This is a genomic window from Dyella sp. ASV21 (assembly GCF_016428975.1).
Lineage (GTDB): Bacteria > Pseudomonadota > Gammaproteobacteria > Xanthomonadales > Rhodanobacteraceae > Dyella.
In genome coordinates, this window is record NZ_JAELTT010000033.1 from 13,859 (window position 1) to 38,083 (window position 24,225).

Sequence of the window (24,225 nt, forward strand, 5' to 3'; positions counted from 1 at the left end):
CGCTGCGTTCCTGACGCAGCGATGCGTCACGAACGTTTGAGGTGTTGCGATGAACTGGCTCCAGAAAATCATGACTCCCCGTGCTCGCACGGAAACCACCGGCAACGCCGGCAAGGGCAAGGTGCCGGAAGGCGTGTGGGAGAAGTGCGGTGGTTGCGGCACGGTGCTGTATCGGCCGGAGCTCGAGCGCAACCTGATGGTTTGCCCCAAGTGTGGCCATCACCACTCCATCGAGGCGCGGGCGCGCCTGGAGTCGTTCCTGGATGAGGGTTCCATGCAGGAGCTGTGGGCTAGCATGGAGCCCAACGACCCGCTCAAGTTCCGTGACTCCAAGAAGTACCGCGATCGCATCGTGGCGGCCCAGAAGTCCACTGGCGAGAAAGATGCACTGATCGCCATGAGCGGTCGCCTCAAGGGACGTCCGCTGATGACCGTGGCGTTCGAGTTCTCCTATATGGGCGGCTCGATGGGCTCCGTGGTGGGCGAGAAATTCACTCGCGCAGCCGAGCGCGCGCTGGCCGATCGCAGCGCGCTGGTTTGCTTCTCCGCGACGGGCGGTGCGCGCATGCAGGAGTCGCTGTTCTCGCTGATGCAAATGGCCAAGACCTCCGCCGCGCTGGCACGCATGCGCGATGCAGGCGTGCCCTATATCAGTGTTTTGACGCATCCCACCACCGGTGGCGTTTCCGCGAGCCTTGGCATGCTGGGCGACATCAACGTGGCCGAGCCCAAGGCGCTGATTGGTTTCGCCGGCCCGCGCGTGATCGAGCAGACCGTGCGCGAGACCTTGCCGGAAGGCTTCCAGCGCTCGGAATTCCTGGTGGAGCACGGGGCCATCGACCTGATCGTCGATCGTCGCGAAATGCGCGACAAGCTGGCGGATCTGCTCGGCATCCTGATGAAGGCGCCGCGCGCCGCCTGATCGCGCACCAAGGTAGTTCGGTATCTCCAACAGCGCCTCGCTCAGCCGGGCGCTGTTTTTTTTGGTGGCGTATCCAACGCGTTTTCCACAGCGAATGTGGACACGGGCTGGGTAAGCCTGTGGGCAAGTGCGATTCCCACCTTTGCCGACAAGCACTTGCTACACCGTGCCTACTATTTGATCAGCGTACGCGCGCAGCCATGCGTGTTGTCCACAGCTACTGTGGATGCGGCACGCGTAAAGCTGTGGAAAAGTGCAGTAACTCCTTGCTGGCAAAGCACAACGCGACACGTTGATGAAGAAATGCGCAACATCGCTGCATTCGCAGACGGCGGTGCATGCGAGGTTTTCCACAGCACGTGTGGATGTATCTCCAGCAAAGCTGTGGAAAAGTACCGCAAGTCCTTGCTGCGTAAAGGTGTCAGTACGTCGTGATGAAAAATTGCGCAGCGCGTGCGTGATCGAGGCATGCGTGCATGCGCGGGTTTTCCACAGCGAATGTGGACGCACGTGGGTGTAGCCTGTGGATAGCTAGGCTATCTCGTTGAACGCAAACGCGATGCGACGCATTGATGCGCAATTGCGCAATCCACGCGTGAGCTATGCCATCAAGGCATGCAGCGGCAGCAGCCACAGCGAGAGTGCGCCCAGCGCGCTGCCGATGGCCGTCGCCGCGATCACGTCGCTGGGATAGTGCAGGCCCAGGATCACGCGCGATGCCCCCACCAGCGTGGTGAAGGTAAGCAGCAGCGGTGCCAGCAGCGGATACCAGGCAAGTGCCACCACGGTGAAGCTCACCGCTTGCAGCGTGTGCCCCGAAGGGAAACTGAATTCATCCAGCGGCGGCACATGGGCAATAACGCCAGGGCAGGCGCGGAACGGGCGCGGGCGGCGCGTCCAGCGCTTGAGCACGCGATAGAGAAACAGTGCGGTGAGTCCGGTGAGGGCCATCTGCGCGGCAGCGAGCAGGCCACGGCGACCATCCACGAGCGCGAGTACGGCCATCAGCGAGTACCAGAACACGCCATCGCCAAGGCGGCTGATGATGCCGAAGAACGCACCCACCGCGCGGCGTGTGCCCCAACGGTTGGCCGCCACGCACATGCGGCGATCGAGGGCGAAACGCGGACCGGCGGGAAGATCAGGCGTGTGCAGCGGTGGCAGGGTGTTCATGCACGTTCTCCTGGGCCAGTTCTCGCAAGAGGGTCTCGAACTCGCGAATCACGGCATCGGGCGACAGATTGGCGATGCTCTGCTGTGCCGCGCGCCCCATATGGCGAATCAGGCTGGCGTTACTGGCGAGAGTGGTCGCCGATGCGATGAATGCCTTCTCGTCGCCGATATGGATGCGGTAACCGTTCTGCCCGTGATGGAGGTGTTCGCGCGCGGCGCCTTCCTCGTACGCCACCACCGGCAGGCCGGCGGCCAGCGCTTCGAGGATCACGTTGCCGAAGGTTTCACTGAGGCTGGGGAACGGGAACAGGTCTGCGCTGGCGTAGTGGCGCGCCAAGGCCTCGCCGCGCTGCATGCCGGCGAAGATGAAATCGGGATTGGCCTCCTGCAGCGCTGCGCGGGCCGGGCCATCGCCCACCCACACGTAGCGTGCCTTGGGTACCTGCTGCTGGATCGCGCGGAACGTGCGTACCGCCAGGTCGAGGTTCTTCTCTGGGGCGATACGGCCCACATAGAGCACCACCGGCGTGTTGCCGTCCGCACCCCACTGATCGCGCAATGTCGCGCAGCGATAGCTGGGGTGGAACAAGTGCGTGTCGACCGCGCGTCGAAGCAGGCGTGCGGTACCGACGCCCAGCGTTTGCAATTCGTTCGCGAGGGCTTGAGTGGGCACCAGCGTGGCGCCCGCGCGGCAATGGAAGCGACGCAGATACTGGCGCACGATGGGCGTGAGAAAGCCTACGCCGTAGTGGTTGGCATAGGTATCGAAACGCGTGTGGAAGCCGGTGGCGGCGGGAATGCCCATGCGCTTGGCGGTGCGCACGGCCGACCAGCCCAGCGGGCCTTCGGTGGCGACATAGATGGCGTCCGGCCGTAGCCGCTTCCAGCGCTCCCGCAGCGTGCCGCCGGCAGGGAGGCCGAACCGTAGACCCGGATAACGGGGCAGGGCCGCGCCGCGCACTTCCAGTGTCACGATGCCCGGTTCGTCGTCGAAGGGTTGCGCCTGCCGGGGGCGGATAAGATCCACCGTGTGCCCCTGCGACGCCAACCCGGCGGCGAGGCTGTGCACGGTCAGTGCCACGCCGTTGATTTCGGGTGGATAGGTTTCGCTGACAATGCCTATGCGCACTTGAACATACCGTTGGCTGGCCCTGTGCAGGTTCCTCCCGGGGCGTTGCGGGGGCGTGGCGCTTGTATGACGTGGGCGTGACGACGGTGACGGGCTGGAACACCCACCACGGCATGGCCGAGTACACTGGCCGCACTTTCTTATCGTGGAGAGACGTCGATGAAACGCATGTTGCTTGCACTCGCGCTGACCGCCCTGTGCGGCGGCGCCATGGCCGCCGATGCGCCAGGCCTGCCGGTCACCAAGGCACCGGCGGGTGCCGAGGTGTACATCATTTCGCCCAGGGACGGCGCCGTGGTCGGCCCGGACGTAACCGTGGTATTTGGCCTCAAGGGCATGGGTGTGGCTCCCGCCGGCATGAAGAAGGAAGGCACGGGTCACCACCACCTGCTGGTGGATGTGAAGGACCTGCCTGCCGCCGGTCAGCCGATTCCCAAGGACGATCATCACCTGCATTTCGGTAATGGCCAGACGGAAGCCACGCTCAAGCTGGCGCCGGGCAAGCACACCTTGCAGCTGGAATTGGCGGACGAGAACCACATTCCGTTCGACCCTGCGGTGGTATCCAAGCCGATCACCATCACGGTCAAGTAACCGTGTTCCGCCATGGTCCCGTAGCCGGGGCCATGGCGCGACGGGTGGGGCCACTCAGCGGCCGAAGTACATTGCCACGCCTACACCGGCCTCCCACACGGCGGCCTGTCCACCCAGGCGACGCCGGAACCAGGTATCGAACTGCAGGTTCGATCGAGGTTGCCAGGTCAGGCCGCCACCGGCCTGCGTGCCGTAGCGATGGTCCGCGTCGCGCAGCAGGGCCACTTCGCCATAGCAGCCCCAATGGTCATTGAACTGGTAGTTGTAGTCGGGAGCGATGAGATAGTTGTCGCGCCCGCCACTGCGCTGCCATTGCGCGAAATAGCTGATATCCGCGCGTGGACTGAGGGTCTGGTCCACCACCACGCCCAGCGTGTAAACGGGATGATCGCTGCGGAAATCGCGTGCGCCATCGGTAAGCTCCACGCTGCCCAGCACGCCCCATGCCCAAGTCTCGTTCGGTGGTGTGGGGGCCCATTTCAGGCCCAGGGTGGTGTCGCCGTGGCCGTAGCTGGTTTGTGTCGCGCCGTCGCTTGTCTGGCGCAAGCGGTTATAGGGTGAGCCACCCACCTGCAATTCCAGGCCCGAGCCCAGGCCGAAGCGAAACAGCGTGTCGTAGGTGGATTGATCACTGGTGCTGCCGTGGTCACGCGTGCGGCTCCAGTCGGGCAAGCCTTGTTCGTAGGCGAACTGGCCGGCGTAGAGGGCGTTGGTGGCAAAGCCGAAGCCGGGGCGATCGAACCCCGGAATGTCCTCTGCCCAGGCCGTGGCGGCCCCGCACAGCAGCAAGGTGGCTGAAAAGACACGGTGCCATCGCCCAGATCGGCTAAAATCCATCGCTTCGCTCCGATCCCTTCAAGAAAATCCGATGACCGTTCGCACCCGTTTCGCTCCCAGTCCCACCGGTTTCCTGCATATCGGCGGCGCCCGCACGGCGCTGTATTGCTGGCTGGAGGCGCGTCGCCGCGGCGGCGAATTCGTGTTGCGCATCGAGGATACCGACCGTGAGCGCTCCACCGAAGCGGCCGTGCAGGCCATTCTCGATGGCATGAGCTGGCTGGGTCTTCGCCATGACGACGGCCCGATCTACCAGACCGCTCGACTGGAGCGCTACAAGCAGGTGGCCGACGAACTGCTCAAGGCGGGCAAAGCCTACTACGCCTACGAGAGCAAGGATGAGATCGAGGCCATGCGCAACGAGGCGATGGCCAAGGGCGAAAAGCCCCGCTACAACGGCTATTACCGCGACCGCAACGAGCCGTTTCGTGATGATCCCCATCGCGTGATCCGCTTCAAGAACCCGCTGGAAGGCTCGGTGATGTTCGACGACAAGGTGAAGGGCCGGGTGGAATGGAGCAACGCCGAACTGGACGATCTGGTGATCTTCCGTTCGGATGGCTGGCCCACCTACAACTTTGCCGTGGTGGTGGACGATATCGACATGGGCATCACCGAGGTGATCCGTGGCGACGACCACGTCAACAACACGCCGCGCCAGATCAACATTTACCACGCGCTGGGCGCGCCGGTGCCGGAGTTTGCGCATCTGCCGATGATCCTTGGCCCGGATGGCCAGAAGCTCAGCAAGCGCCACGGTGCGGTGAGCGTGATGCAGTACCGCGACGACGGCTTCCTGCCGCACGCGCTGCTCAACTACCTGGTGCGTCTGGGTTGGTCGCACGGCGATCAGGAAATTTTCTCGGAAGAGGAAATGATCCGCCTGTTCGACGTGGCCGACGTGAACAAGGCCGCCTCGCGCTTCGACGTGACCAAGCTGTCCTGGCTCAACCAGCATTACCTAAAGAGCGAGGACCCTGTGGCCATCTCGCCGGAGTTCGAATGGCATCTCACCCAGGCCGGCATCGATTTCAGCAAGGGCCCCAAGCCGGCCGATGTGATCGTGGCGCTGCGCGATCGCGTGCAGACGCTGAAGGAAATGGCTGAGCGCGCCAAGATCTGGTACGGCCCGATCGTGGAGTGGGACGACAAGGCCGTCGCCAAGCATCTGCAGAACGACAGCGCGGTATCCGTGCTGGTCGCCGCCAAGGCACTGCTGCTCGATTGCGCCTGGGCGCCGGAACCCATCCATCAAGTGATCGAGCAGGTGGCCGCCAAGCTGGAGCTGGGCATGGGCAAGATCGCCCAGCCGCTGCGCGTGGCGATGACGGGCACGCAGGTGTCGCCCTCCATCGATCACACCATCTTCCTGGCCGGTCGCGAAGAAGCGCTCAAGCGCATCGATGACGCCATCGCCAAGGCGAAGGGCTGAGCGACGCCCAACGATCAGGGCGGGCACGCGCTGCCCTGATCGCACCGCATGCCCAGGCATGCCTGCGGGGCGCAGGTGGTCGGGCAAGCGTGCCTCGACGATCGCGTGCGTTAGATCGAAGAAATATCGCCCAAGGGTGCAAGCGGCTCGCCGACCCTTCATCATGCGGTCTGGCGCATCGATCGGCAGACACCGCGTGGATCCATGGCTGGACAAGGCGATGCAGGGCGTGGACCCGGATAGCCCGGATGCCTTCCTGCGCGTGTTCATCAACCTGATGGGCATGCTGCCGTGGTCGGCGCTGTTCTGGTGGAGCGTGCTGTTCCTGGTGGTGGGTGCCCTCATCGGCTGGTGGCGCGGGCGCCTGCTTGAAGGCGTGCTGTGGGCCGCTTTCTTGGGGCCGTTGGGCTGGTTCGTGGTGTTGTGGCGTCCGCGCGCCAAGCCTCGCGTCGAACCACCGCCATTGCCTGGCCGCCGTCGAACGTAGGCTCTTGCGTGGGGGTGTATGATGGCCCACGAGGTGAATCGATTGAGCCAGACCGTTTCCAGCAAATCGCACGAGCACCACCACCATCACGACGATGCGCAGAGCTTCGTGCGTGCGGTGGAGCATGCCAGCGAGGAGCGTGGCCTGCGACTCACGCCGCTGCGCAAGGAAGTTCTCGAACTGGTCGCCGCCGCAGGCAAGCCGATCAAGGCGTACGACCTGCTCGATCAACTGCGCGAGCGGCACGGCAACGCGGCACCACCCACGGTGTATCGCGCGCTGGATTTCCTGCTTGAGCACGGCTTCATCCATAAGTTGGAATCCATCAATGCCTTCGTCTCCTGCCATCACCCGGCCGAGGCGCATCAGGTGCCGTTCCTGATCTGCGACAACTGCTCCAGCGCCCAGGAAGTGTGCGACGAGCGCGTGGCCGAGCTGATCGAAGCCCAGGCCAAGGCCTTCGGCTTCCGTCCGCAGGCCCAAACGCTGGAAGTCCACGGCCTCTGCAGGAACTGCCGCAAAGCCTGAACAGCCCCCGCTGCGTGGCCGTTTTCGTGGTTTGCGTTTGAGACGTTATAATGTAACAATGGCTCCATTGGGCTCCCCGGCCCGACCCGAGACGCCCCGGTTCCAATCCGATGGAAGCCCGAGAAGAGAACAAGAAGCGCTGGTGGTCCCTCGCCGATCGAGTCGGCGCTACGGCATCGTTCCTGTGCGCCATTCACTGCGCGGCACTGCCTTTCGTGCTCGCCGTGTTGCCGCTGCTGGGGCTGGGTTTCCTGGCCGATCACCGCTTTGAACGCGGCTTTGTGATGTTCGCCTGCGCACTGGCGCTGATCAGCCTGGTCAGCGGTTATCGCCACCACCGTCGACCACTCGCCCTGCTGCTGGCGCTACCGGGACTGCTTCTGCTGATTTCGGGCGTGACCTTTGCCGAAAGTTATTCGGTGGCACTGCATAGCGTGCTGGTTACCTGCGGTGGCCTGCTGGTCGCCTCGGCGCATTTCGTCAACCTTCGTACCCACCGCGCGCTGCATGTGCATGGGCCGCAGTGTGCCCATTGACGCCACCGGCGCGACGCGCCGTGATTGTGTAACGGGGCAGGCGGTTCCTAGCATTCGCGTCATGAGTACGACACCCGCGCATTCCCATCACGATCACGACCATGCTCACCATGGGCACGCGAACGGCCACGATCATCATGACCACAGCCACTTCGGCGGCCGCGAGCGCAAGCTGATCTTTGCCTTTGTACTCACCGCGCTGATGATGGTGGTGGAAGTCGTCGGCGGCGTCTGGTCCGGTTCGCTGGCCCTGGTGGCGGATGCGGGCCACATGCTGATCGATGCGCTGGCGCTGCTGCTGGCGGTCATGGGTGCCTGGTTCGCCAAGCGACCCGCCGACGCGCGGCGCAGCTACGGTTATGGCCGTCTGGAAGTATTGGCGGGCTTCGTCAACGCGTTGACCCAGTTTGCGCTGGTGGCCTTCATTGCGTACGAAGCCATCACGCGTTTGTTTCAACCCACCGAAATCCTTTCCGGCATGATGCTGGTCGTGGCCGTGGTCGGCCTGTTGGTGAACCTGCTGGTGTTGCGCACGCTGCACGGTCACGCCCATGACGACGTGAATCTCGCTGGCGCCACGCTGCACGTGCTGGGCGATCTGCTCGGTTCGGTGGCGGCCGTGGTCGCCGCGCTGCTGGTGCGCTGGAAGGGGTGGAACTGGGCCGACCCCGCGCTATCGTTGCTGGTGTCGTTGTTGATCCTCAACAGTGCGTGGCGCTTGCTGCGTCGCTCGGCGCACATCCTGCTGGAGGGCGTGCCCGAGGGTATGGACACCGGTGTGGTCGCCGAGGCCCTGCGCGGGGCCGATGCGTCGATTCGCGATATCCATCACGTGCATGTGTGGCAGTTGGCGTCGGGTTCGCGCATGGCCACCTTGCACGTGGAGTTGCATGACAACGATCGCAGTGGCGCCGCCATCATGGCGATCAATCAAATGCTGGCTGAGCGCTACGGCATCCAGCACGTGACGGTGCAGGTGGATCCTGAGCATTGTCCGGACCAGCAGCGTGGGTGTGCGGGGCACGGCCACCGCTGACTATTGCGCTTTGGGCCGTCGCTGATACGATGGTCGGCCGTGTTAACCCAACGAATCAAGGAGTTCCCCATGGGCAAGGGCGATCGTAGGACCCGTCGTGGCAAGACCTATCGTGGCAGCTATGGCATCAGCCGCCCGCACTCGCTGCAGCCGGCCGTGGCCGGTGCCAAGGCGACCGTGACCAAGCCGGCCGCTGCGAAGAAGGCAGCTCCGAAGAAGAAGTCGGCCTAAGCCACTTCCGCTTCGCAAGAAAAAACCCCGCCTCGGCGGGGTTTTTTTGTGCCTGTCCAATCGCACATGCGACGCCCTGCTCACATGTACGCCGACCAACCAGCACTGACGCTGGCCGCCGGCTCAGCCTTGCGCGGGTAACTGCTCGCCACCCAGGAAGGCTTTGCGCAGCAACTGGCCACCGATCCAGTAACACAGCTCGGCAGGCTGGCGAACGTTCCATACCGCGATATCGGCGCGCTGACCCACGGCCAGCGTGCCGCGATCATGCAGGCCAAGCGCGCGAGCGGCATGTACGGTCACGCCACGCAAAGCTTCCTCCGGCGTCAGGCGGAACAGCGTGCAGGCCATGCCGGCCGCCAGCCGCAGCGACAGCATGGGCGAGGTGCCCGGGTTGCAGTCCGTTGCTACGGCCATCGCCACGCCGTGCTCGCGCAGGCTGGCGATCGGCGGCAGCTTGGTCTCGCGCAGCGCATAGAACGCGCCGGGCAACAGCACGGCAACGGTACCGGCCTGCGCCATGGTGCGGACGCCGTGTTCGCTCAGGTATTCCAGGTGATCGGCGGACAAGCCATCGAAGGAGGCCACCAGCGCCGCGCCGTCGAGATCGGATAGCTGCTCGGCATGCAGTTTCACGGGCAAGCCCAGTTGGGTAGCGCGCTCGAACACGCGCCGCGTTTCGGCGGGCGTAAAGCCGATGTTCTCGCAGAACGCATCGACCGCATCGACCAAGCCTTCCGCGGCGAGCGTCGGCAGCATCTCATCGCAGACCAGGGCGACATAGGCGTCGCGGTTATCGCGATATTCCGGTGGCAGCGCGTGCAGACCAAGGAAAGTGGTGCGCACCGTCATGCCCAGCGCCTTGCCCACACGGCGGGCCACGCGCAGCATGCGTCGCTCCGACGCCAGATCCAGCCCGTAGCCGGATTTGATCTCCAGCGTGGTCACGCCATCGGCGAGCAGGGCATGGGCGCGTGGCAGGGTCTGCGCAAAGAGTGCGTCCTCGCTTGCCTCGCGCGTTGCCTTGACGGTGGAGACGATGCCGCCGCCCGCGCGGGCGATGTCCTCATAGCTGGCACCATTGAGGCGCAGATCGAACTCATGCGCGCGCTCGCCGCCGAACACCAAGTGCGTATGGCAATCGACCAGGCCAGGCGTCACCAGGGCACCGTCGAGCGTATCGACGTGCGTGGCCAGCGTCTCCGGTGTGCCCGGCAGCGCGTCTTGCGGCCCGATCCAGGCGATCTGGCCTTGATGCAGCGCGATGGCGCCTCGCTCGATCAGGCCATAAGGCGCATCGCCGGTGAACGTGGCAAGCGTGGCATCCAGCAGCAGGTGATTCCAGGGTGTTGTCATGGGCGGTGATGATCGGGCGGGTGGCCGGGCGGCAGGTTGTCGGGCATGTCGTCGCTGGACGGGAGCGGCGTGGCCGGGTCCTCCACCATCGGTGCGATATCCAGTTCGTCGAGCGGTGTTTCGGATGCCGCTTCGGCGGCGCGTCGGGCGAGTTCGTGCTCGTAGCTTTCGATCAGGCGATCGGCCAGCGCGCGATATACCGGCTTGCGCGACAACAGCGAAGACGCGGCGCGTGCCAGCAAACAGGTGGCCATGATGGGCAGCACCATCTGCTGGTTGGCGGTGAGTTCCATCGAGATCACGGTCGCGGTAAGCGGTGCCTGGGTGACGCCGGAGAGATAGGCCGCCATGGCGAGCAGGGCCACGGCCGAAGGGTCCACGCCCGGCAGGATGAGGCTGAGGTTCTGGCCCAGTCCGGCACCCACGGCGAGTGCGGGTGAAAAAATGCCACCCGGTATACCCGCCCAGAACGAGGCGATATTGCCTAAGAACTTCAGTACGCCAAAGCTCATTACGGTGTCGGAGTGTTGCTCCAGGATCTCCTTGGCCTGCGCATAACCGGTGCCGTAGAGGCCGGTATGCGTGAGCTGGCTGAGCAGCACCAGGGCCAAGCCGCAAGCGGCGGCGAACAGCACCGGCTGGCGGCCGCGCAGACGCCCCACGACGCCACGCAGCCCATGATCGCTGGGCAGGATCAGGCGGGCGAACAGGCCGCCGGCCAGGCCGCAGACGATGCCGGTGGCGAGCACCGCCAGCCACGCCTTGCCCAGCGGCAGGCTGATATCGAAATGACCGAAGTACGCGTAGTTGCCGAGGATGCCGAGCGACACCACGCCGGACACGATGACGGCCGTGAGCAAGGTGCCGCTCATGCGATGCTCGAACGCGCCACTCATTTCCTCGATGGCGAACACCACGCCCGCCAGCGGCGTGTTGAACGCGGCGGCGAGGCCGGCGGCGGAGCCCGCCAGGATGAAGCGCCCGGCAGCCGTAGGGTCGGCGAAGCCGAAGCGGCGACCGAGCGAATAGAGCAGGCCCGCACCCACGTGCACGGTCGGTCCTTCGCGTCCCACCGACGCACCGCCCAGCAAGGCGCCAAGGGTCAGCGCCATCTTGCCGATGGCCACGCGCAAGGAGAGCAGGCTGCGGCGGAAGTTTTCGTCTTCCACCTTCAGTGCGGCAATGGCTTGCGGAATGCCTGAGCCGCGTGTCGGCTTGAGCACGCCCTGGGTGAGCCAGGACAGCAGGGCGAAGGTCAGCGGGGTGATGAGAAACGCCCACAGGCGATTGTGCTCGACCACGCCGTGGAACACGCCAAACGCCCAGTCGGCCGCTTGTGCAAAGCCGACCGCAGCCAGGCCCACCAGTACCGCACCGCTCCAGAACAAAATGCGTCGGCGCCACTCGATCGGTGAGAACAGTTCCGAATCGGTCAGGCGCTGGCGGCGGCTATCCTTGGCCGGCGAATGGCCGGCGTCGCCCTCACTCATGACAAGCCTTCCGATTTGCGAGTCCAGCGCGTTTCGTAGAGATCAAAGCGACGATCCTTCAGGTTCTGCACGGCACCGGCATTGCGGGCGCGCGCCAGGCTTTCCAGGTGCAGGTCGGCGAACAGCACAGTCTCGATATTGGGCGTGGAGTCGGCGGCAATGCCATCACGCGCGAACGGGAAGTCGCTGGGCGTGAGGATGCAGCTTTGCCCGTACTGGATATCGAAGTTGTTCACGCCGGGCAGGTTGCCCACGTTGCCCGAGAGCACGACGTAGCATTGGTTTTCGATGGCGCGCGCCTGCGAGCAGTAGCGCACGCGCAGGTAACCCTCACGCACATCGGTGCAGAAGGGTACGAACAGAATCAAGGCGCCCTGATCGGTGAGGTGGCGCGCCACTTCGGGAAATTCCGAGTCGTAGCAGATCATCACGCCGATGGGGCCGCAGTCGGTCTGGATGGTGGCCGCCGTGTCGCCACCGGTGATGTTCCACACGGTGCGCTCGCTGGGCGTGGGGTGGATCTTCTCCTGCTCGTGGATCGAGCCATCGCGCAGGCATACATAGCAGACGTTATGGATGTCCCCATTGGTCTGCTCGGTGGGGTGCGAGCCGGCGATGATGTTGATGTTGTAGTGAACGGCCAGCCGGCTGAAGAGTTCCTTCACTTGTGGCGTGTACTGGCTGAGCTTGCGGATCGATTCGACGGGGGAGAGTTCCTCGTTTTCTATCGACAGCAGCTGCAGCGTGATCAACTCGGGAAAGGTGACGAAGTCCGCGTTGTAGTCGGCTGCGATATCCGTGAAGTACTCCACCTGCGTGGCGAATTCCTCAAACGAGCGGATGCGCCGCTGTTGGTATTGCACCGAAGCCACGCGCACTTGATCGGGCAGCGGCTGGGTCGAGGGAATCGACGGGATGTCCGGCTGGTTGAGCAGTTGAGGATTTCGCCACACAAGGTGTGCGGCATAGCCCAAGGAATCGTAATCGGATGGCACGTAGGCGCGCAGGAGTCCGATCACTTCGAACTCGTTGCTGAGCTGAAAGCTCAAGGTGAGGTCGCGCCGCTTGCCCTCCACCACGGCTTGCACATAAGCCTCGGCGCTGCCGTAGCGCTGCATGTTGCGCGCAAGTCCCGGGATGCGACCGCCGAACACGATGCCGCGTAACTTCAGGTCGGTACATACGCGCTTGCGTGCCTGATACAGGCGCTGGCCGATGCGCATGTTGCGGTAATCCGGATGCACCACCACTTCCATGCCGTAGAGCCAGTTGCCGTCGCGGCGATGGCGCGAAGCCATGCCGCCGCCGGTGATCTGCATCCAGGTGTGCGGCGCCAGCGCGGTCGCTTCGTCGATGCGAAAGGTGGCGCAGTAGCCGACCAGCTTGCCTTCGTACTCGACCACGAACTGACCTTCCGGGAAATGCGTCTGCTGCGAGCGAAGCATCTCCGCCGAATGGCCCCATTCGGGGGTGTAGACGCGAGCGGTCAGGTCCACCAGGGCGGGGACATCGGCCGGTCGCGCCTGGCGCACCAGCAGCTTGGGGGCGTGTTCCTGAGTTTTCTTGGCCATCCGCGCATTATGCCGCAGCGGGCTGAACGACGCGGCGCGAGGAGGGGTTACACTCGCGGGGTTTCCCAAGGAGCAGGTCGATGGCTGGCACGATCCCTACCCATTACACGGCAGATCGCCTGTGGACCACGCAAGGCTGGACGCGTGACGCCGGTGTGCAGATCGATGACGGCGGCCACGTGACGGGGCTGCAACCCGGCCGCGGCGAGCGCCTGGGGCACTGGGTATTGCCTGGCATGCCTAACCTGCATTCGCACGCATTCCAGCGCGCCATGGCCGGTCTGGCTGAGCGCAAGGGCAAGAGCGACGACAGTTTCTGGACCTGGCGCGAAACCATGTACGCGTTCGCCGCCGCGATCGGTCCGGAGGAGCTGAAGGCTGTTGCCGCCCAGTTGTATGTCGAAATGCTCAAGAGTGGCTACACGCAGGTGTGCGAGTTCCACTACCTGCATCATCAGCCGGACGGCACGCCGTACGCCCAGCCCGAAACCATGTCGCTGGCCCTGATCGAGGCGGCGCGCGAGGCGGGTATCGCGCTGACCTTGTTGCCGGTGCTGTATATGACCGGCGGCTTCGACGGACGTCCGCTGGTGCCCCGTCAGCGTCGCTTTGGTCATGATGTGCCGTCGTACTTGCGCCTGCTCGACGCGTTGCGCGCCCATGAGAACGAGCGCCTGCGTGTGGGCGTGGCCTTGCACTCTCTGCGCGCCGTGCCGGAGGCGGCGATGCGCGACGTGCTGGCAGCCGAAGCACGCACGCACCGTCCTATCCATATCCACATTGCCGAGCAGATCGGTGAAGTGCAGGACTGCCTGGCCACGCGTGGCGCGCGACCGGTGGAATGGCTGCTCGATCACGCCCAGGTGGACGCGCGCTGGACGCTGGTCCACGCGACGCATCTCAGTGACGAGGAAGCCGCGGCGCTCGCGCGTAGCGGTGCGGTGGCGGGCTTGTGCCCAACCACCGAAGCCAACCTCGGCGATGGCCTGTTCCCGCTGGCCGACTATATCGATGCCCATGGCGTGCTTGGCATCGGCTCCGATTCGCATATCTCCGTGTCGCCGGTGGAGGAACTGCGCTGGCTGGAATACGGGCAGCGCTTATCCACACGTCATCGCAACATTGCAGCGCGCCAGCAAGGCGACAGCGTGGGCGAAATGCTGTGGGCTGCTTCGCTGCGCGGCGGCGCACTGGCGGCCGGCATGCCGGTGGGCGAGTTGCGTGCGGGGGCGCGTGCGGATCTGTTGGTACTGGACGATCGCGCGCCAGTGCTGGCGGCGCGTGACGAGCGCTCGGTGATCGACAGCTTCCTGTTTGCCGGCAACGTGCCGCTGGTGCGCGATGTGATGGTCGGCGGCGAATGGGTGGTTCGCGACTTTGTGCACCGTGATGAAGAACGTATCGCTGCGCGCTACCGCTCCACCGTGGAGCGTCTGGCGCAAGGCTGACCAGCAAGCTTCAGGACAGCATGAACGGTGGCTGCCGAATGTATGAATAGCCGCCATCGACAGGAAGTTCATGCGTCAGCGCGCCCGCCGGGAAGGCGTTCTTCGGAACAAGTCCACTTCCAGGGAGCGCGTCATGCGCAAACTCATGCTGATTAGTCTTGGTTTTGCCGTTATGTCCAGCGCATTGCTCTCGTTGACCGGCTGCGTGGTGGTGGCGCCGCGCCCGCACTACGTGGCTCGCGTGTGGGTGCCGGGTTATTGGGCGCCGACAGGCGTGTGGGTTTCCGGTCACTGGCACGGTTAACCACTGGCGGCCAGGTGAGCGCGCAGGTGCTCGATGAACACGCGCAGTTTGGGTGGCAGCTGCATGCGGCTGGGGTAATACAGATAGAAACCCTCGAACGGCGGTAGCCATTCCTCCAATACCGGTACGAGCTGGCCGGTGGCGATGGCGGCGCGTGCGGAGGGTTCCATCATGTGGGTGAGTCCCAGGCCGTCGATGGCCGCATGCACCGCCAGCGTCGGATCGTTGGTGGTGAGCGGGCCATCCACATCGATAGCGAACCAGCGGCCCTTGCTGCTGCCGCGCGGATGGGCAAATTCCCAGCGATAGATGGCGCCGCTGCTGAAGCGATAGCGCACGCAATCGTGCGCGGACAACTCCTCGGGCGAACGCGGGCGGCCGCGTTGCGCGAGGTAAATGGGTGAGGCTACCACCACCGCCCGCTGCATGCCGCCCAGCGGCAGCGCAACGACATCGCGCGCCAAGCGCTCTCCCAGGCGAATGCCGGCATCGAAGCCTTCGGCGACCAGGTCGGTGAGCCGGTTATCCACGTGGATATCCACCCGCAGCTCTGGCCACGCCCGCATGAACGCGGCCAGCGATGGCGTGATGAGGTGATCGAGCACCATCTGCGGTACCGCGATGCGCAGCGTGCCGACGGGACGGTCGCTGTGGTCGCGCAGGGCGGCGATGGCGTCGTCGATGTCATTGAGCGCAGGGGCGATGCGCTCCAGGAAGGCGTGTCCGGCCTCGGTCAGGCCGACCTTGCGTGTGGTTCGTTGTAGTAGGCGCACGCCAAGCTGACTTTCCAGCTGGCTCAAACTCTGACTAAGCGCGGAGGGCGTTACCTCAAGCTCGGCGGCGGCGCGGGTGAAGCTGCCATGGCGGGCGATGAGCCGAAAGGCGCGAAGGGCGCTGGTGTCGTCGGTGCGCATTTGTTAGCCCTGCTTAAAGAAGCATTCACAAGATGCGGATTTTTCCGGGCAATGACAAGGCGCAGACTGGCTTCCAGTTTCCACCCTCCGCAGAGAGCCTTCCATGTCACTCGATACCTACTACACCCTCGGCCGCTCCGGCCTGCGCGTGAGCCGCCTTGCCCTGGGCACCATGACCTTCGGTGACAACTGGGGCTGGGGCGCGGCGCAGGACACCGCCCGCGCCATGTTCGATCGCTATCTCGCTGCCGGTGGCAACTTCTTCGATACCGCCGACCTATATACCGATGGGGCCAGCGAGGCATTGCTGGGTCGTTTCATCGAGGACAGCGGCACGCGCGATCGCGTGGTGCTCGCCACCAAGTTCAGCTACAACGCGCAGCCGGGCAACCCCAATGCCGGCGGTAACGGTCGCAAGAATATCCTGCGTGCGGTGGAAGGCTCGCTGCGCCGCCTGCGTACCGACTACATCGATCTCTACCTGCTGCACACCTGGGATCGCGTAACCCCGGCCGAAGAAGTGGTGCGCACGCTGGATGATCTGGTACGCGCGGGCAAGATCCGTTACGCCGGCCTTTCCGACGTGCCGGCTTGGTACGCCTCACGCGCGCAGACCTATGCCGAGGCGCACGCGTTGACGCCACTGGTGAACCTGCAGTTGGAGTACTCGCTGATCGAACGCCATATCGAGCACGAGTTCGTGCCGATGGGCGCGGAACTGGGCATGGGCATCACGGCCTGGAGCCCGCTTGGCATGGGTCTGTTGTCCGGCAAGTACAAGCCCAGCCAGGACGGGGGCACGGGGGAGGGGCGCCTGGCCAAGATCTCCGGCACGCCGGGCTTCGATCGCTTCACCGAGCGCAATTGGCGCATCGTCGCCGCGCTGGAAGAGGTTGCCGCCGCGATGGGCAAGCCGATGGCGCAGGTCGCCCTCAACTGGGTGGCCACGCAGCCGGGCATTGCCTCGGTGATCGTGGGCGCCACCAAGCTGGCCCAGCTCGAGGACAACCTGGCGGCGCTCTCGTTTGCGATCCCCGCCGCGTTGCGCGCCAAGCTGGAAGAGGCCAGCGCGCTGGAGGCGGCCTTTCCCTACTGGTTCTTTGGCGACGTGCAGCAGTCTCGCATTCACGGCGGCGTGGCCGTGGGCAGCAAGCCGGCCGGATACGCACCGCCGGTTTACGTTCCGGCGCAGGTGGCGGGGAACTTCAAGACCGATTGAGGCTACTGCGGCTCGCCCAAAAGAAGCGGCGCCAGCATGCAGGCTGGCGCCGCGTTGCTAGGTGACGCCAGAGGAGGCGCCTTTGTTGTTATGGCGTAGCCCCATTACTGGGCCGAGTTGGTACCCGACACCGGATGCTGGGCCTTGAACTGCTCCCATTGCTGGCGGCGAGCCTGCTGCTGAGCCTTGTTGGCGGCCAGCTGCTGCTGCTGGGCCGGGGTGAGTAGGGCGTAGACCTGGGCGCGGATGGCCGCACGCTGCTGCACGCGAGCCTGAGCGGCGGCGCCTTCGGCCTGTGCGAGGCTGGCGGCAGCGGCCTGGTAGCCGGCCTGGTTCGGGGTCAGCGCCTCAAACGCTTCGCGCTGCTGGTGCAGGGCCTGACGCTGGGTCTTACCCTGGGCCATGGCGGTCTGCATGATCTGCTTGATGCTGGCCTTCTGGGCGTCGGTGAGGTTGAGTTTGCCGAGGGCCTGGAACGCGCCGTGGTGGCCACCGTGGCCGCCGTGCCAGCCGCCGTTCGGACCGCCATCCTGGGCGACGGCGATGGCGAGGGGGGCCATGACCAGGGCCGAGGCGAGAGCCAGGGCGAGCTTGACGTTCTTGCGCATGGGGAACTCCTGTGTCGTTGTAGTGAACTGGGGTGGTGTCCATTTGACGACAGCGCTATGTGTATGTTCTTTGCCGAAAGGTAAAGAAGGGTAAAGCCGTTAGCCTTCCTCACCGGGCGTGGCTTGAATGGCCCCCGGAGCGACGGATCACCATGCCAAAGATTCTGATTATTGATGACGACCGCGCCCTGGCTGGTCTGCTGGCGGAATACCTGCAGCGCGAAGGCTTTGTGGTGGACGTGGCCCACGACAGCGAGACGGGCCTGGCGCAATTGCATAACTCATCCACGCGGCCGGATCTGCTGATCCTGGATGTGATGATGCCCGGCCGCGATGGCCTCGATACCCTGCGTGAGTTGCGCCTCAAGCATCGCCTGCCGGTCATCATGCTGTCGGCCAAGGGCGAGCCGGTGGACCGCGTGGTCGGCCTGGAACTGGGCGCGGACGATTACCTCACCAAACCGTGCCTGCCGCGCGAATTGCTGGCGCGTGTGCGCGTGCAGCTGCGCCGCGCCTCGCCGGTGGTCGCCGGTTCCCTGCAAGTGGGCCTGTTGCGGCTGGAGCCCAGCGAGCGTCGCGCCTATGTCGGCGAGCGGGAGTTGTCGCTGACCGGCGCCGAGTTTCAGTTGTTGTTGGCGCTAAGCCAGCGTGCCGGCGAACTGGTGGACAAGGCCACGCTCACGCGCATGGCGCTGGGCCGCGAACTGGAGCGTTTCGATCGCAGCATTGACGTGCATGTAAGCCGCTTGCGCCACAAGCTGGCCGAAGCGTCCAGCCAGTCACCGCGCATCGAATCGGTGCGTGGTTCGGGCTACAGCCTGGTCACGGGTGGCGCATGAGTCCGTTCAAGAGCTCGCTCTACTGGCGCCTGTTGATCCTGTTTTGCGCGGCCAACGCTTTGGCGCTGGTGCTCGGCGGATTTCTCACCCAGCGCTTTATCGAGTACACCACGGCGGTGGAGATCAACTGGTCGGCACTTGGCGAAAGCGCCGACCAGGCGTTCGAAACCGGCGGCGCGGCGGGGCTGGAAGACTGGTCGGCGCAACAGCGGCGCGAAGGTATCGAAGCCACCTTGTACGAGGATGGCCGCGCGCTGGTGCCGGTGCGCATGCCATCGTCGGTAGTGAATTCCCTGCCGAGCTGGCTGGCCGAACACCGCGACATGGTGTTGCAGCCGTGGCCCAATCTGTATCTGGCGGTTCAGCAGGTTCAGGGCAGCGACGGTCATACCCGGCAACTGGTGGCGTTGAGCCGCAGCCATTCGCGGTTGCGTCCGCGCGCACGGCAATCGATTTTCCTGGCGATGCAATGCGGCTTGTCGCTGGTGTTCATCGGTCTGGTCGGCTGGTGGGTGGCGCGCAGCGTGGCCAGGCCGGTGGAGGCGATTCGCGCGGCGACCCGGCGCATGGCCGCTGGCGAGTTGTCGGCCCGGGTGGACGGCCGCAGTCGTCACGCCCACGACGAACTGGCCCAGCTCGCCCAGGATTTCGATGCCATGGCCGAGCGCATCGAGGCATTGGTGGCGCACGACCGCAGTGTGCTGCAAGACCTGTCGCACGAACTGCGTTCGCCGTTGGCACGGCTGCACCTGATCATCGACCTGGCCCGCCGGGGGCGCGATAGCGATGAAGCCGAGCGCTATTTCACCCAGGCGGAGCAGGAGATCACCCGGCTGGACAGCATGACTGGCGAAATGCTGGCGCTGTCGCGTCTGGAGGGCGGCATTCCCGGTGAGAATCGCGAGCCGCTGGATATCGACGCCCTGTTGCGCGAGTGCGTGGACCGTGCGCAGGTGGAAGTACAGGCGCGCGGCATTGCCATGGAGGTGAGTGCGCAGGCCGTGCTTACCGTGTCCGGCAATGCCATGTTGCTGGAGCGCGCGCTGGATAACCTTATTGCCAATGCCATCAAGTTCAGCCCCGATGGCGGACGCGTGCAGGTGAGTGCGCACAGCGAAGCGGGGCGGGCGGAGTTGTCGATACGCGATTACGGGCCTGGCGTGCCGCCGGCCGAACTGGCCTCGTTGTTCCGCCCGTTGTTCCGCGGCAGCAATGCCGCGCGCGCCGACGGTCACGGCCTGGGCCTGGCCATCGTGGAGCGGGTAGCGCGTGCGCATGGCGGCGATGTCGTCGCCAGCAACGCGGAGGGCGGTGGCCTAGAGGTACGTCTGCGCTTGCCGCTGATCGCGGCAGCCTGAAGAACCGGTCTACGCGCGGAAGGCGCATACGCCGGCCCTGCGACGAGCGCGCCACGGCCTTCGAAAACGCGGCCGCATTTGCCACACTCCAGCCTTTGGTTTGTGGAATGCCGATGCGTTCGAACGCTTTCTCCGCGGTGGGTCTGGCGCTGGCTGCCGCGCTGTTCTTCACCATGACCTATGTGCTCAACCGCAGCCTGGTGGCGGGCGGCGGTCACTGGGCGTGGGCGGTGATCCTGCGTTACCTGATGACCTTGCCGCTACTGGCGCTGGTGCTGCCCCTGCAAGGCGGGCTGGGTGCCTTGCCACAGGAGCTGCGTCGCTACCCGCGGCAGTGGTTCCTGTGGAGCGGCGTGGGCTTTGTGCTGTTCGGCCTGCCCTTGACTTGGGCCGCCAACAGCGGCCCCTCGTGGCTGGTGGCGGGCAGTTTCCAGACGACCGTGTTGGCCGGCCCACTGCTCGCGCCGCTTATCTACCGAGACGAGCGCCGACGCCTGGCGTGGCGTAGCTTGGCGATTGGCGTGCTGATCGTGGCGGGCGTATTCGCGCTGCAATGGGGTCACGCGCAAGGGCGCTTGCATGCAAGCGACTGGTTGGCGATGGCGGCAGTGGTGTTTTCCGCCTTCGCGTATCCGTTGGGCAACCGCATGTTGCTGCTGCACCTGGAGCACAGCGGCACACCTATCGGCGCGACCCAGCGTGTGTTCGGCATGACGCTGTGTAGTTGGCCATGCTGGTTGCTGCTGGCCGCGGTGACCTGGGTGACGGTGGGGCCGCCCAGCCTGCGCGAGGTGTGGCTCGCCGGTGGCGTTGCCTTGTCCTCGGGCGTCATTGCGACGGTGCTGTTTTTCCGCGCCACCGATAGGGTGCGCAGCGAGCCCACCGCGTTGGCGGCGGTGGAGGCGATGCAGGCGGCCGAGCTGCTGTTCGCCACGGTGATCGGCGCGTGCTTCCTCAGCGAGCCGTGGCCGCAGGGTTACTCGGCGTGGGGAGCCTTGATGATCGTCATCGGCATCGCCCTGTTTGGCTGGTTCAGTGGACGCGCGGCAGCAGGGCACGATGAGGAAGTGCGTAGCCTGCGCAGTGATCGGGGCGCCTGACCTGCACTTGTGGAACTTGCCCGCACGCCTTGCCTCAAGGTAAACACTTGGGTTTCGGTGGCTCGCGAAGCGATCGACTTTCTGGGGTGAGGTGGAGTGGCGATGGGTCAGCGGCGTAGTGCTTGGATGGTGGCGGGCATCTTGCTCGGGTCGGTATCGGCAGCGGGTGCCCAGGTCGCGCCAGCGCAGCCTCCGCTGCGCTGGTCCGCCGATGCGTTGGGCAACCATCGTTATCTGTTGCAGGTGAATGCACCGGCCACGGCCGTGCATGTGGTGATTCCTTGGCGTCGCCGCGATGCGCACCCCGAACAGGTGGCCGTGATCGTGGTTGGCCCCCAAGGGCAGCCTGTAGCCAATGTGTTGCGCGCAAGCATCGATCGCGCTCAGGGCGAACTGGTGTTCGAGGCAAAGCAGGCCGGCACGTATGCCGTGTACTACCAGCCTTACCTCAGCAAGGGACGCAGCAACTACCCCACCGTCACCTATCAGCCGCCCACATATAGCGCCGATGCCGCATGGACGCACAAGGTGGGCACCGGCGCGAGCGCATGGCGTGCGCTGCCGCAAGCACAAGTGTTGCGTTACGAGGCGGTTGACGATTTCGATGCCTATACCGAGATGGAGCGCACGGCGACGCCACAGGAGTTGCAGGCGCTACTGGCCGCGCATGCGCATGACGCGTTGCTGCTGTTTCCCGAAACACGCGCCTATCCCACCCGCATGTTCGATGCGTTGCCTGCGCGCTGGGCACAACGTGGTCCCGGCGGCGGCTTGGCGGATCAGGTCAAGGGCGGCGAGTACCTGAGTTTTCAGGTCGGCGCCTGGGCGCCGCGCGGCAAGGTGGAAAACGTACAGTTGCATGTTGGCGATCTGGTCAGTGAAGGTGGTGCGCGCATACCTGCCGGCGCGTTCACCTGCTTCAATCTCGGCGGCGTGGATTTCACCGGCAAGCCTTTCACCGCGCGGGTCGACGTGGCGGCGGGTCGCGTACAGCCGCTGTGGGTGGGCCTGGATGTGCCCAGCACCGCTATGCCCGGCGTCTATCGCGGCGAACTAACGGTGTCGGCCGATGGCGTTTCCGCGCAGACGGTGCCGCTGACGATCACGGTGGGTGAGGAGAAGGCGATCGCGCATGGCGACAACGATCCGTTCCAGCTCACCCGTTTGCGTTGGCTCAATTCCACGCTGGCGCAGGACGATACGCTGGTGAAGCCGTTTACGGCGATCACGGTTCGTGGCGATGCACTGGGCATACTCGGGCGAGAGCTTCGACTGGACAGTACGGGCCTGCCATCGCAGATCACCAGCCGCTTCAACGAACGCATGACGGGCTTCAGCCAAACGCCCAAGGCCATGCTGGCCGCGCCGATGCGTCTGATCGTGCAGGACGAACAGGGTGACCACGCGCTGACGGCGCAAGGCATACCCGGCATTCAGCGCGATGGGGACGCCAAAGTGCACTGGCACGTTGCCGGCCAGGCCGGGCCCTTGCAGGGTGATGTGCAGGCGAGCCTGGAAGCGGATGGCAGCTTGGTCTATGCCATCGCACTCACTGCCGCGCAGGCCATCCGCTTGCGCGACATCCGGTTGGAACTGCCGCTGCGCAAGGAGGTGGCGCAGTACCAGTTGGGGCTGGGCCGGCAGGGCGACGATGTGCCGGCCGATTTCCAGTGGAAGTGGAACGTCGAGAACAACCAGGACGGCGCCTGGATCGGAACGGTCAACGCCGGGCTGGAGTTTCATCTGCGCGACGAGCACTACCAGCGCCCGCTCAATACCAACTTCTATCACCAGCAGCCGCTGCGCCTGCCGGTGTCCTGGGACAACGGCGGCCAGGGCGGTATCCGCCTGCACCGCGCGCAGGGAGACTACGCCGTACAGGCCTTCAGCGGTCCACGCCAGATGCAGGCTGGCGAAACCTTGCGCTATGACATCGTTATGCGTGTCACGCCGTTCAAGACGATCGATCCGGCTAAACATTTCTCCGAACGTTTCTTCCACAAGTATGGCGAGTTGGACAGCATCAAGGCCGATGACGCCAATGTGGTGAATATCCATCACGCCACGCCCATCAATCCGTGGATCAACTATCCGTTCCTGGAAGCGGATGCGATGCGTGCCTATATCGATGCCGCGCATCAACGCGGCATGCGCGTGAAGATCTACGACACCGTGCGGGAGTTGTCCGATCGCGCGCCAGAGCTGCCCATGCTGGAAAGCCTGGGGCACGAGGTCATCAGCAGCGGTAAGGGCGGGGGTTTCTCCTGGTTGCAGGAGCATATGGATGGCGATTACATCGCCGCGTGGCATGTGCCCGAGAATCGCGACGCGGCGGTGATCAATGCGGGGCAGAGTCGCTGGCATAACTACTACATCGAAGGCCTGGATTGGCTTGCGCGCAACGTTGGCATCGATGGGCTGTATCTGGACGACGTGGCCTATGACCGCACCACCATGAAGCGCGTGCGCAAGGTGTTGCAGGCGCACCGCCCCGATCCGCTGATCGACCTGCATTCGGCCAGCCAGTACAACCCGCGCGATGGCTATATCAACAGTGCATTGCTCTACATGGAGCTGTTCCCGTACATCGACAGGCTGTGGTTCGGCGAGGAATTCGATTACGAGAAAACCTCACCCCGCTACTGGCTCACCGAGATATCCGGCATTCCCTATGGCCTGATGGGCGAGATGCTGCAGAACGACGGCAACCCCTGGCGCGGCATGTTGTTCGGCATGACCAACCGTCTGGGTTGGTCCGCGGGCAGCGATCCGCGCGGGCTGTGGGCGCTGTGGGATGCATTTGGCATCGAGCAGGCCGACATGGTGGGGTGGTGGGTCCATGACACGCCGATCAAGACCGATCGCGACGATGTGCTGGTGACCAGCTATGTGCGCAAGGGCAAGAAGACGCTGATCGCTTTGGCATCGTGGGCACCGCAGCCCGTGCAGGTGAAGCTGGCCATCGATTGGAAAGCGCTGGGCTTGACGCCCGGCAAGGCCACACTCTCGGCGAGTGCGGTGGAGGGCTTCCAGCCGGCCGCGCAGTTCAAGGTGGGCGACAGCATCCCGGTGCAGCCCGGCAAGGGCTGGCTGATCGTGGTGGAGTGAAGCGC

Annotated in this window: 23 protein-coding genes; 15 read left to right on the forward strand and 8 right to left on the reverse strand. The window is 64.8% G+C overall.

The window, feature by feature from the left end:
• The first annotated feature begins 49 nt into the window (after positions 1-49).
• Positions 50-922: an acetyl-CoA carboxylase, carboxyltransferase subunit beta gene (accD, locus tag JHD67_RS12500; RefSeq protein ID WP_199099514.1), complete on the forward strand. Its 873-nt coding sequence runs from the start codon at positions 50-52 to the stop codon at positions 920-922.
• A gap of 600 nt (positions 923-1,522) precedes the next feature.
• Here the strand turns inward: accD and JHD67_RS12505 are convergent.
• Both JHD67_RS12505 and JHD67_RS12510 read right to left on the reverse strand, forming a co-directional pair.
• Positions 1,523-2,095 (reverse strand): phosphatase PAP2 family protein, encoded by a 573-nt coding sequence (locus tag JHD67_RS12505; RefSeq protein ID WP_199099515.1) that lies wholly within the window; start codon positions 2,093-2,095, stop codon positions 1,523-1,525.
• Positions 2,064-3,224 (reverse strand): glycosyltransferase family 1 protein, encoded by a 1,161-nt coding sequence (locus tag JHD67_RS12510; RefSeq protein WP_199099516.1) that lies wholly within the window; start codon positions 3,222-3,224, stop codon positions 2,064-2,066. Before JHD67_RS12510 ends, JHD67_RS12505 begins: the two co-directional genes overlap by 32 nt.
• Before the next feature lie 159 nt (positions 3,225-3,383).
• On the opposite strand from JHD67_RS12510, the gene JHD67_RS12515 reads away from it, so the two are divergent.
• The gene (locus JHD67_RS12515; protein WP_199099517.1) at positions 3,384-3,818 is read left to right on the forward strand and encodes a DUF4399 domain-containing protein; all 435 of its coding nucleotides are present in this window, start codon (positions 3,384-3,386) and stop codon (positions 3,816-3,818) included.
• A 54-nt stretch (positions 3,819-3,872) separates the two neighbouring features.
• On the opposite strand, the gene JHD67_RS12520 is transcribed toward JHD67_RS12515, so the two are convergent.
• Positions 3,873-4,655, reverse strand: coding sequence for a transporter (locus JHD67_RS12520; protein ID WP_199099518.1), 783 nt, complete (start codon positions 4,653-4,655; stop codon positions 3,873-3,875).
• A gap of 31 nt (positions 4,656-4,686) precedes the next feature.
• On the opposite strand from JHD67_RS12520, the gene gltX reads away from it, so the two are divergent.
• The 6 genes from gltX to JHD67_RS12550 all read left to right on the forward strand — a co-directional run bounded on the left by gltX (position 4,687) and on the right by JHD67_RS12550 (position 8,905).
• Positions 4,687-6,087: a glutamate--tRNA ligase gene (gltX, locus tag JHD67_RS12525; RefSeq protein WP_199099519.1), complete on the forward strand. Its 1,401-nt coding sequence runs from the start codon at positions 4,687-4,689 to the stop codon at positions 6,085-6,087.
• 196 nt (positions 6,088-6,283) lie between these two features.
• Positions 6,284-6,574 (forward strand): hypothetical protein, encoded by a 291-nt coding sequence (locus JHD67_RS12530; RefSeq protein WP_199099520.1) that lies wholly within the window; start codon positions 6,284-6,286, stop codon positions 6,572-6,574.
• Between the two features lie 18 nt (positions 6,575-6,592).
• The gene (locus JHD67_RS12535) at positions 6,593-7,102 is read left to right on the forward strand and encodes a transcriptional repressor (protein ID WP_199099521.1); all 510 of its coding nucleotides are present in this window, start codon (positions 6,593-6,595) and stop codon (positions 7,100-7,102) included.
• 110 nt (positions 7,103-7,212) lie between these two features.
• On the forward strand, positions 7,213-7,638 hold the full coding sequence (locus JHD67_RS12540) for a MerC domain-containing protein (protein WP_199099522.1): 426 nt from the start codon (positions 7,213-7,215) through the stop codon (positions 7,636-7,638).
• A gap of 61 nt (positions 7,639-7,699) precedes the next feature.
• Positions 7,700-8,674 carry a cation diffusion facilitator family transporter gene (locus JHD67_RS12545; protein WP_199099523.1) on the forward strand — a complete coding sequence of 325 codons (975 nt, stop codon included), beginning with the start codon at positions 7,700-7,702 and terminating at the stop codon, positions 8,672-8,674.
• 69 nt (positions 8,675-8,743) lie between these two features.
• Positions 8,744-8,905 (forward strand): 30S ribosomal protein THX, encoded by a 162-nt coding sequence (locus tag JHD67_RS12550; protein WP_199099543.1) that lies wholly within the window; start codon positions 8,744-8,746, stop codon positions 8,903-8,905.
• 123 nt (positions 8,906-9,028) lie between these two features.
• Here the strand turns inward: JHD67_RS12550 and hutI are convergent, their stop codons facing one another.
• Genes hutI through JHD67_RS12565 form a run of 3 tightly spaced genes read right to left on the reverse strand, consistent with a single transcriptional unit; the run spans position 9,029 to position 13,322 of the window.
• On the reverse strand, positions 9,029-10,261 hold the full coding sequence (hutI, locus tag JHD67_RS12555) for an imidazolonepropionase (RefSeq protein ID WP_199099524.1): 1,233 nt from the start codon (positions 10,259-10,261) through the stop codon (positions 9,029-9,031).
• On the reverse strand, positions 10,258-11,751 hold the full coding sequence (locus tag JHD67_RS12560; RefSeq protein WP_199099525.1) for a chloride channel protein: 1,494 nt from the start codon (positions 11,749-11,751) through the stop codon (positions 10,258-10,260). Before JHD67_RS12560 ends, hutI begins: the two co-directional genes overlap by 4 nt.
• On the reverse strand, positions 11,748-13,322 hold the full coding sequence (locus JHD67_RS12565) for a bifunctional GNAT family N-acetyltransferase/carbon-nitrogen hydrolase family protein (RefSeq protein WP_199099526.1): 1,575 nt from the start codon (positions 13,320-13,322) through the stop codon (positions 11,748-11,750). The genes JHD67_RS12560 and JHD67_RS12565 overlap by 4 nt, the downstream gene beginning before the upstream one ends.
• Positions 13,323-13,402: 80 nt before the next feature.
• Here JHD67_RS12565 and JHD67_RS12570 point away from each other — a divergent pair, with 80 nt between their 5' ends.
• Positions 13,403-14,770, forward strand: a complete 1,368-nt coding sequence (locus JHD67_RS12570) for a formimidoylglutamate deiminase (protein WP_199099527.1) — start codon at positions 13,403-13,405, stop codon at positions 14,768-14,770.
• Between the two features lie 133 nt (positions 14,771-14,903).
• Positions 14,904-15,074 carry a hypothetical protein gene (locus JHD67_RS12575; protein WP_199099528.1) on the forward strand — a complete coding sequence of 57 codons (171 nt, stop codon included), beginning with the start codon at positions 14,904-14,906 and terminating at the stop codon, positions 15,072-15,074.
• Here the strand turns inward: JHD67_RS12575 and JHD67_RS12580 are convergent.
• A complete protein-coding gene (locus tag JHD67_RS12580; RefSeq protein WP_199099529.1) occupies positions 15,071-15,988 on the reverse strand; it encodes a LysR family transcriptional regulator in 918 nt (305 codons plus the stop codon). The genes JHD67_RS12575 and JHD67_RS12580 overlap by 4 nt on opposite strands.
• A 103-nt stretch (positions 15,989-16,091) precedes the next feature.
• On the opposite strand from JHD67_RS12580, the gene JHD67_RS12585 reads away from it, so the two are divergent.
• Positions 16,092-17,207 carry an aldo/keto reductase gene (locus tag JHD67_RS12585; RefSeq protein WP_199099530.1) on the forward strand — a complete coding sequence of 372 codons (1,116 nt, stop codon included), beginning with the start codon at positions 16,092-16,094 and terminating at the stop codon, positions 17,205-17,207.
• A 104-nt stretch (positions 17,208-17,311) separates the two neighbouring features.
• On the opposite strand, the gene JHD67_RS12590 is transcribed toward JHD67_RS12585, so the two are convergent.
• Positions 17,312-17,815 (reverse strand): Spy/CpxP family protein refolding chaperone, encoded by a 504-nt coding sequence (locus JHD67_RS12590; RefSeq protein WP_199099531.1) that lies wholly within the window; start codon positions 17,813-17,815, stop codon positions 17,312-17,314.
• Between the two features lie 152 nt (positions 17,816-17,967).
• Between JHD67_RS12590 and JHD67_RS12595 the strand changes: the two genes are divergently transcribed.
• From JHD67_RS12595 to JHD67_RS12610, 4 genes are all read left to right on the forward strand, one after another.
• Entirely contained in the window at positions 17,968-18,654 is a 687-nt protein-coding gene (locus JHD67_RS12595; RefSeq protein ID WP_199099532.1) for a response regulator transcription factor, read from the forward strand.
• Positions 18,651-20,012: a HAMP domain-containing sensor histidine kinase gene (locus tag JHD67_RS12600; protein WP_199099533.1), complete on the forward strand. Its 1,362-nt coding sequence runs from the start codon at positions 18,651-18,653 to the stop codon at positions 20,010-20,012. The genes JHD67_RS12595 and JHD67_RS12600 overlap by 4 nt, the downstream gene beginning before the upstream one ends.
• A gap of 113 nt (positions 20,013-20,125) precedes the next feature.
• Positions 20,126-21,112, forward strand: coding sequence for a multidrug resistance efflux transporter family protein (locus JHD67_RS12605; protein ID WP_199099534.1), 987 nt, complete (start codon positions 20,126-20,128; stop codon positions 21,110-21,112).
• 102 nt (positions 21,113-21,214) lie between these two features.
• Positions 21,215-24,220 (forward strand): glycoside hydrolase domain-containing protein, encoded by a 3,006-nt coding sequence (locus JHD67_RS12610; protein ID WP_199099535.1) that lies wholly within the window; start codon positions 21,215-21,217, stop codon positions 24,218-24,220.
• The last annotated feature ends 5 nt before the right edge of the window (positions 24,221-24,225 follow it).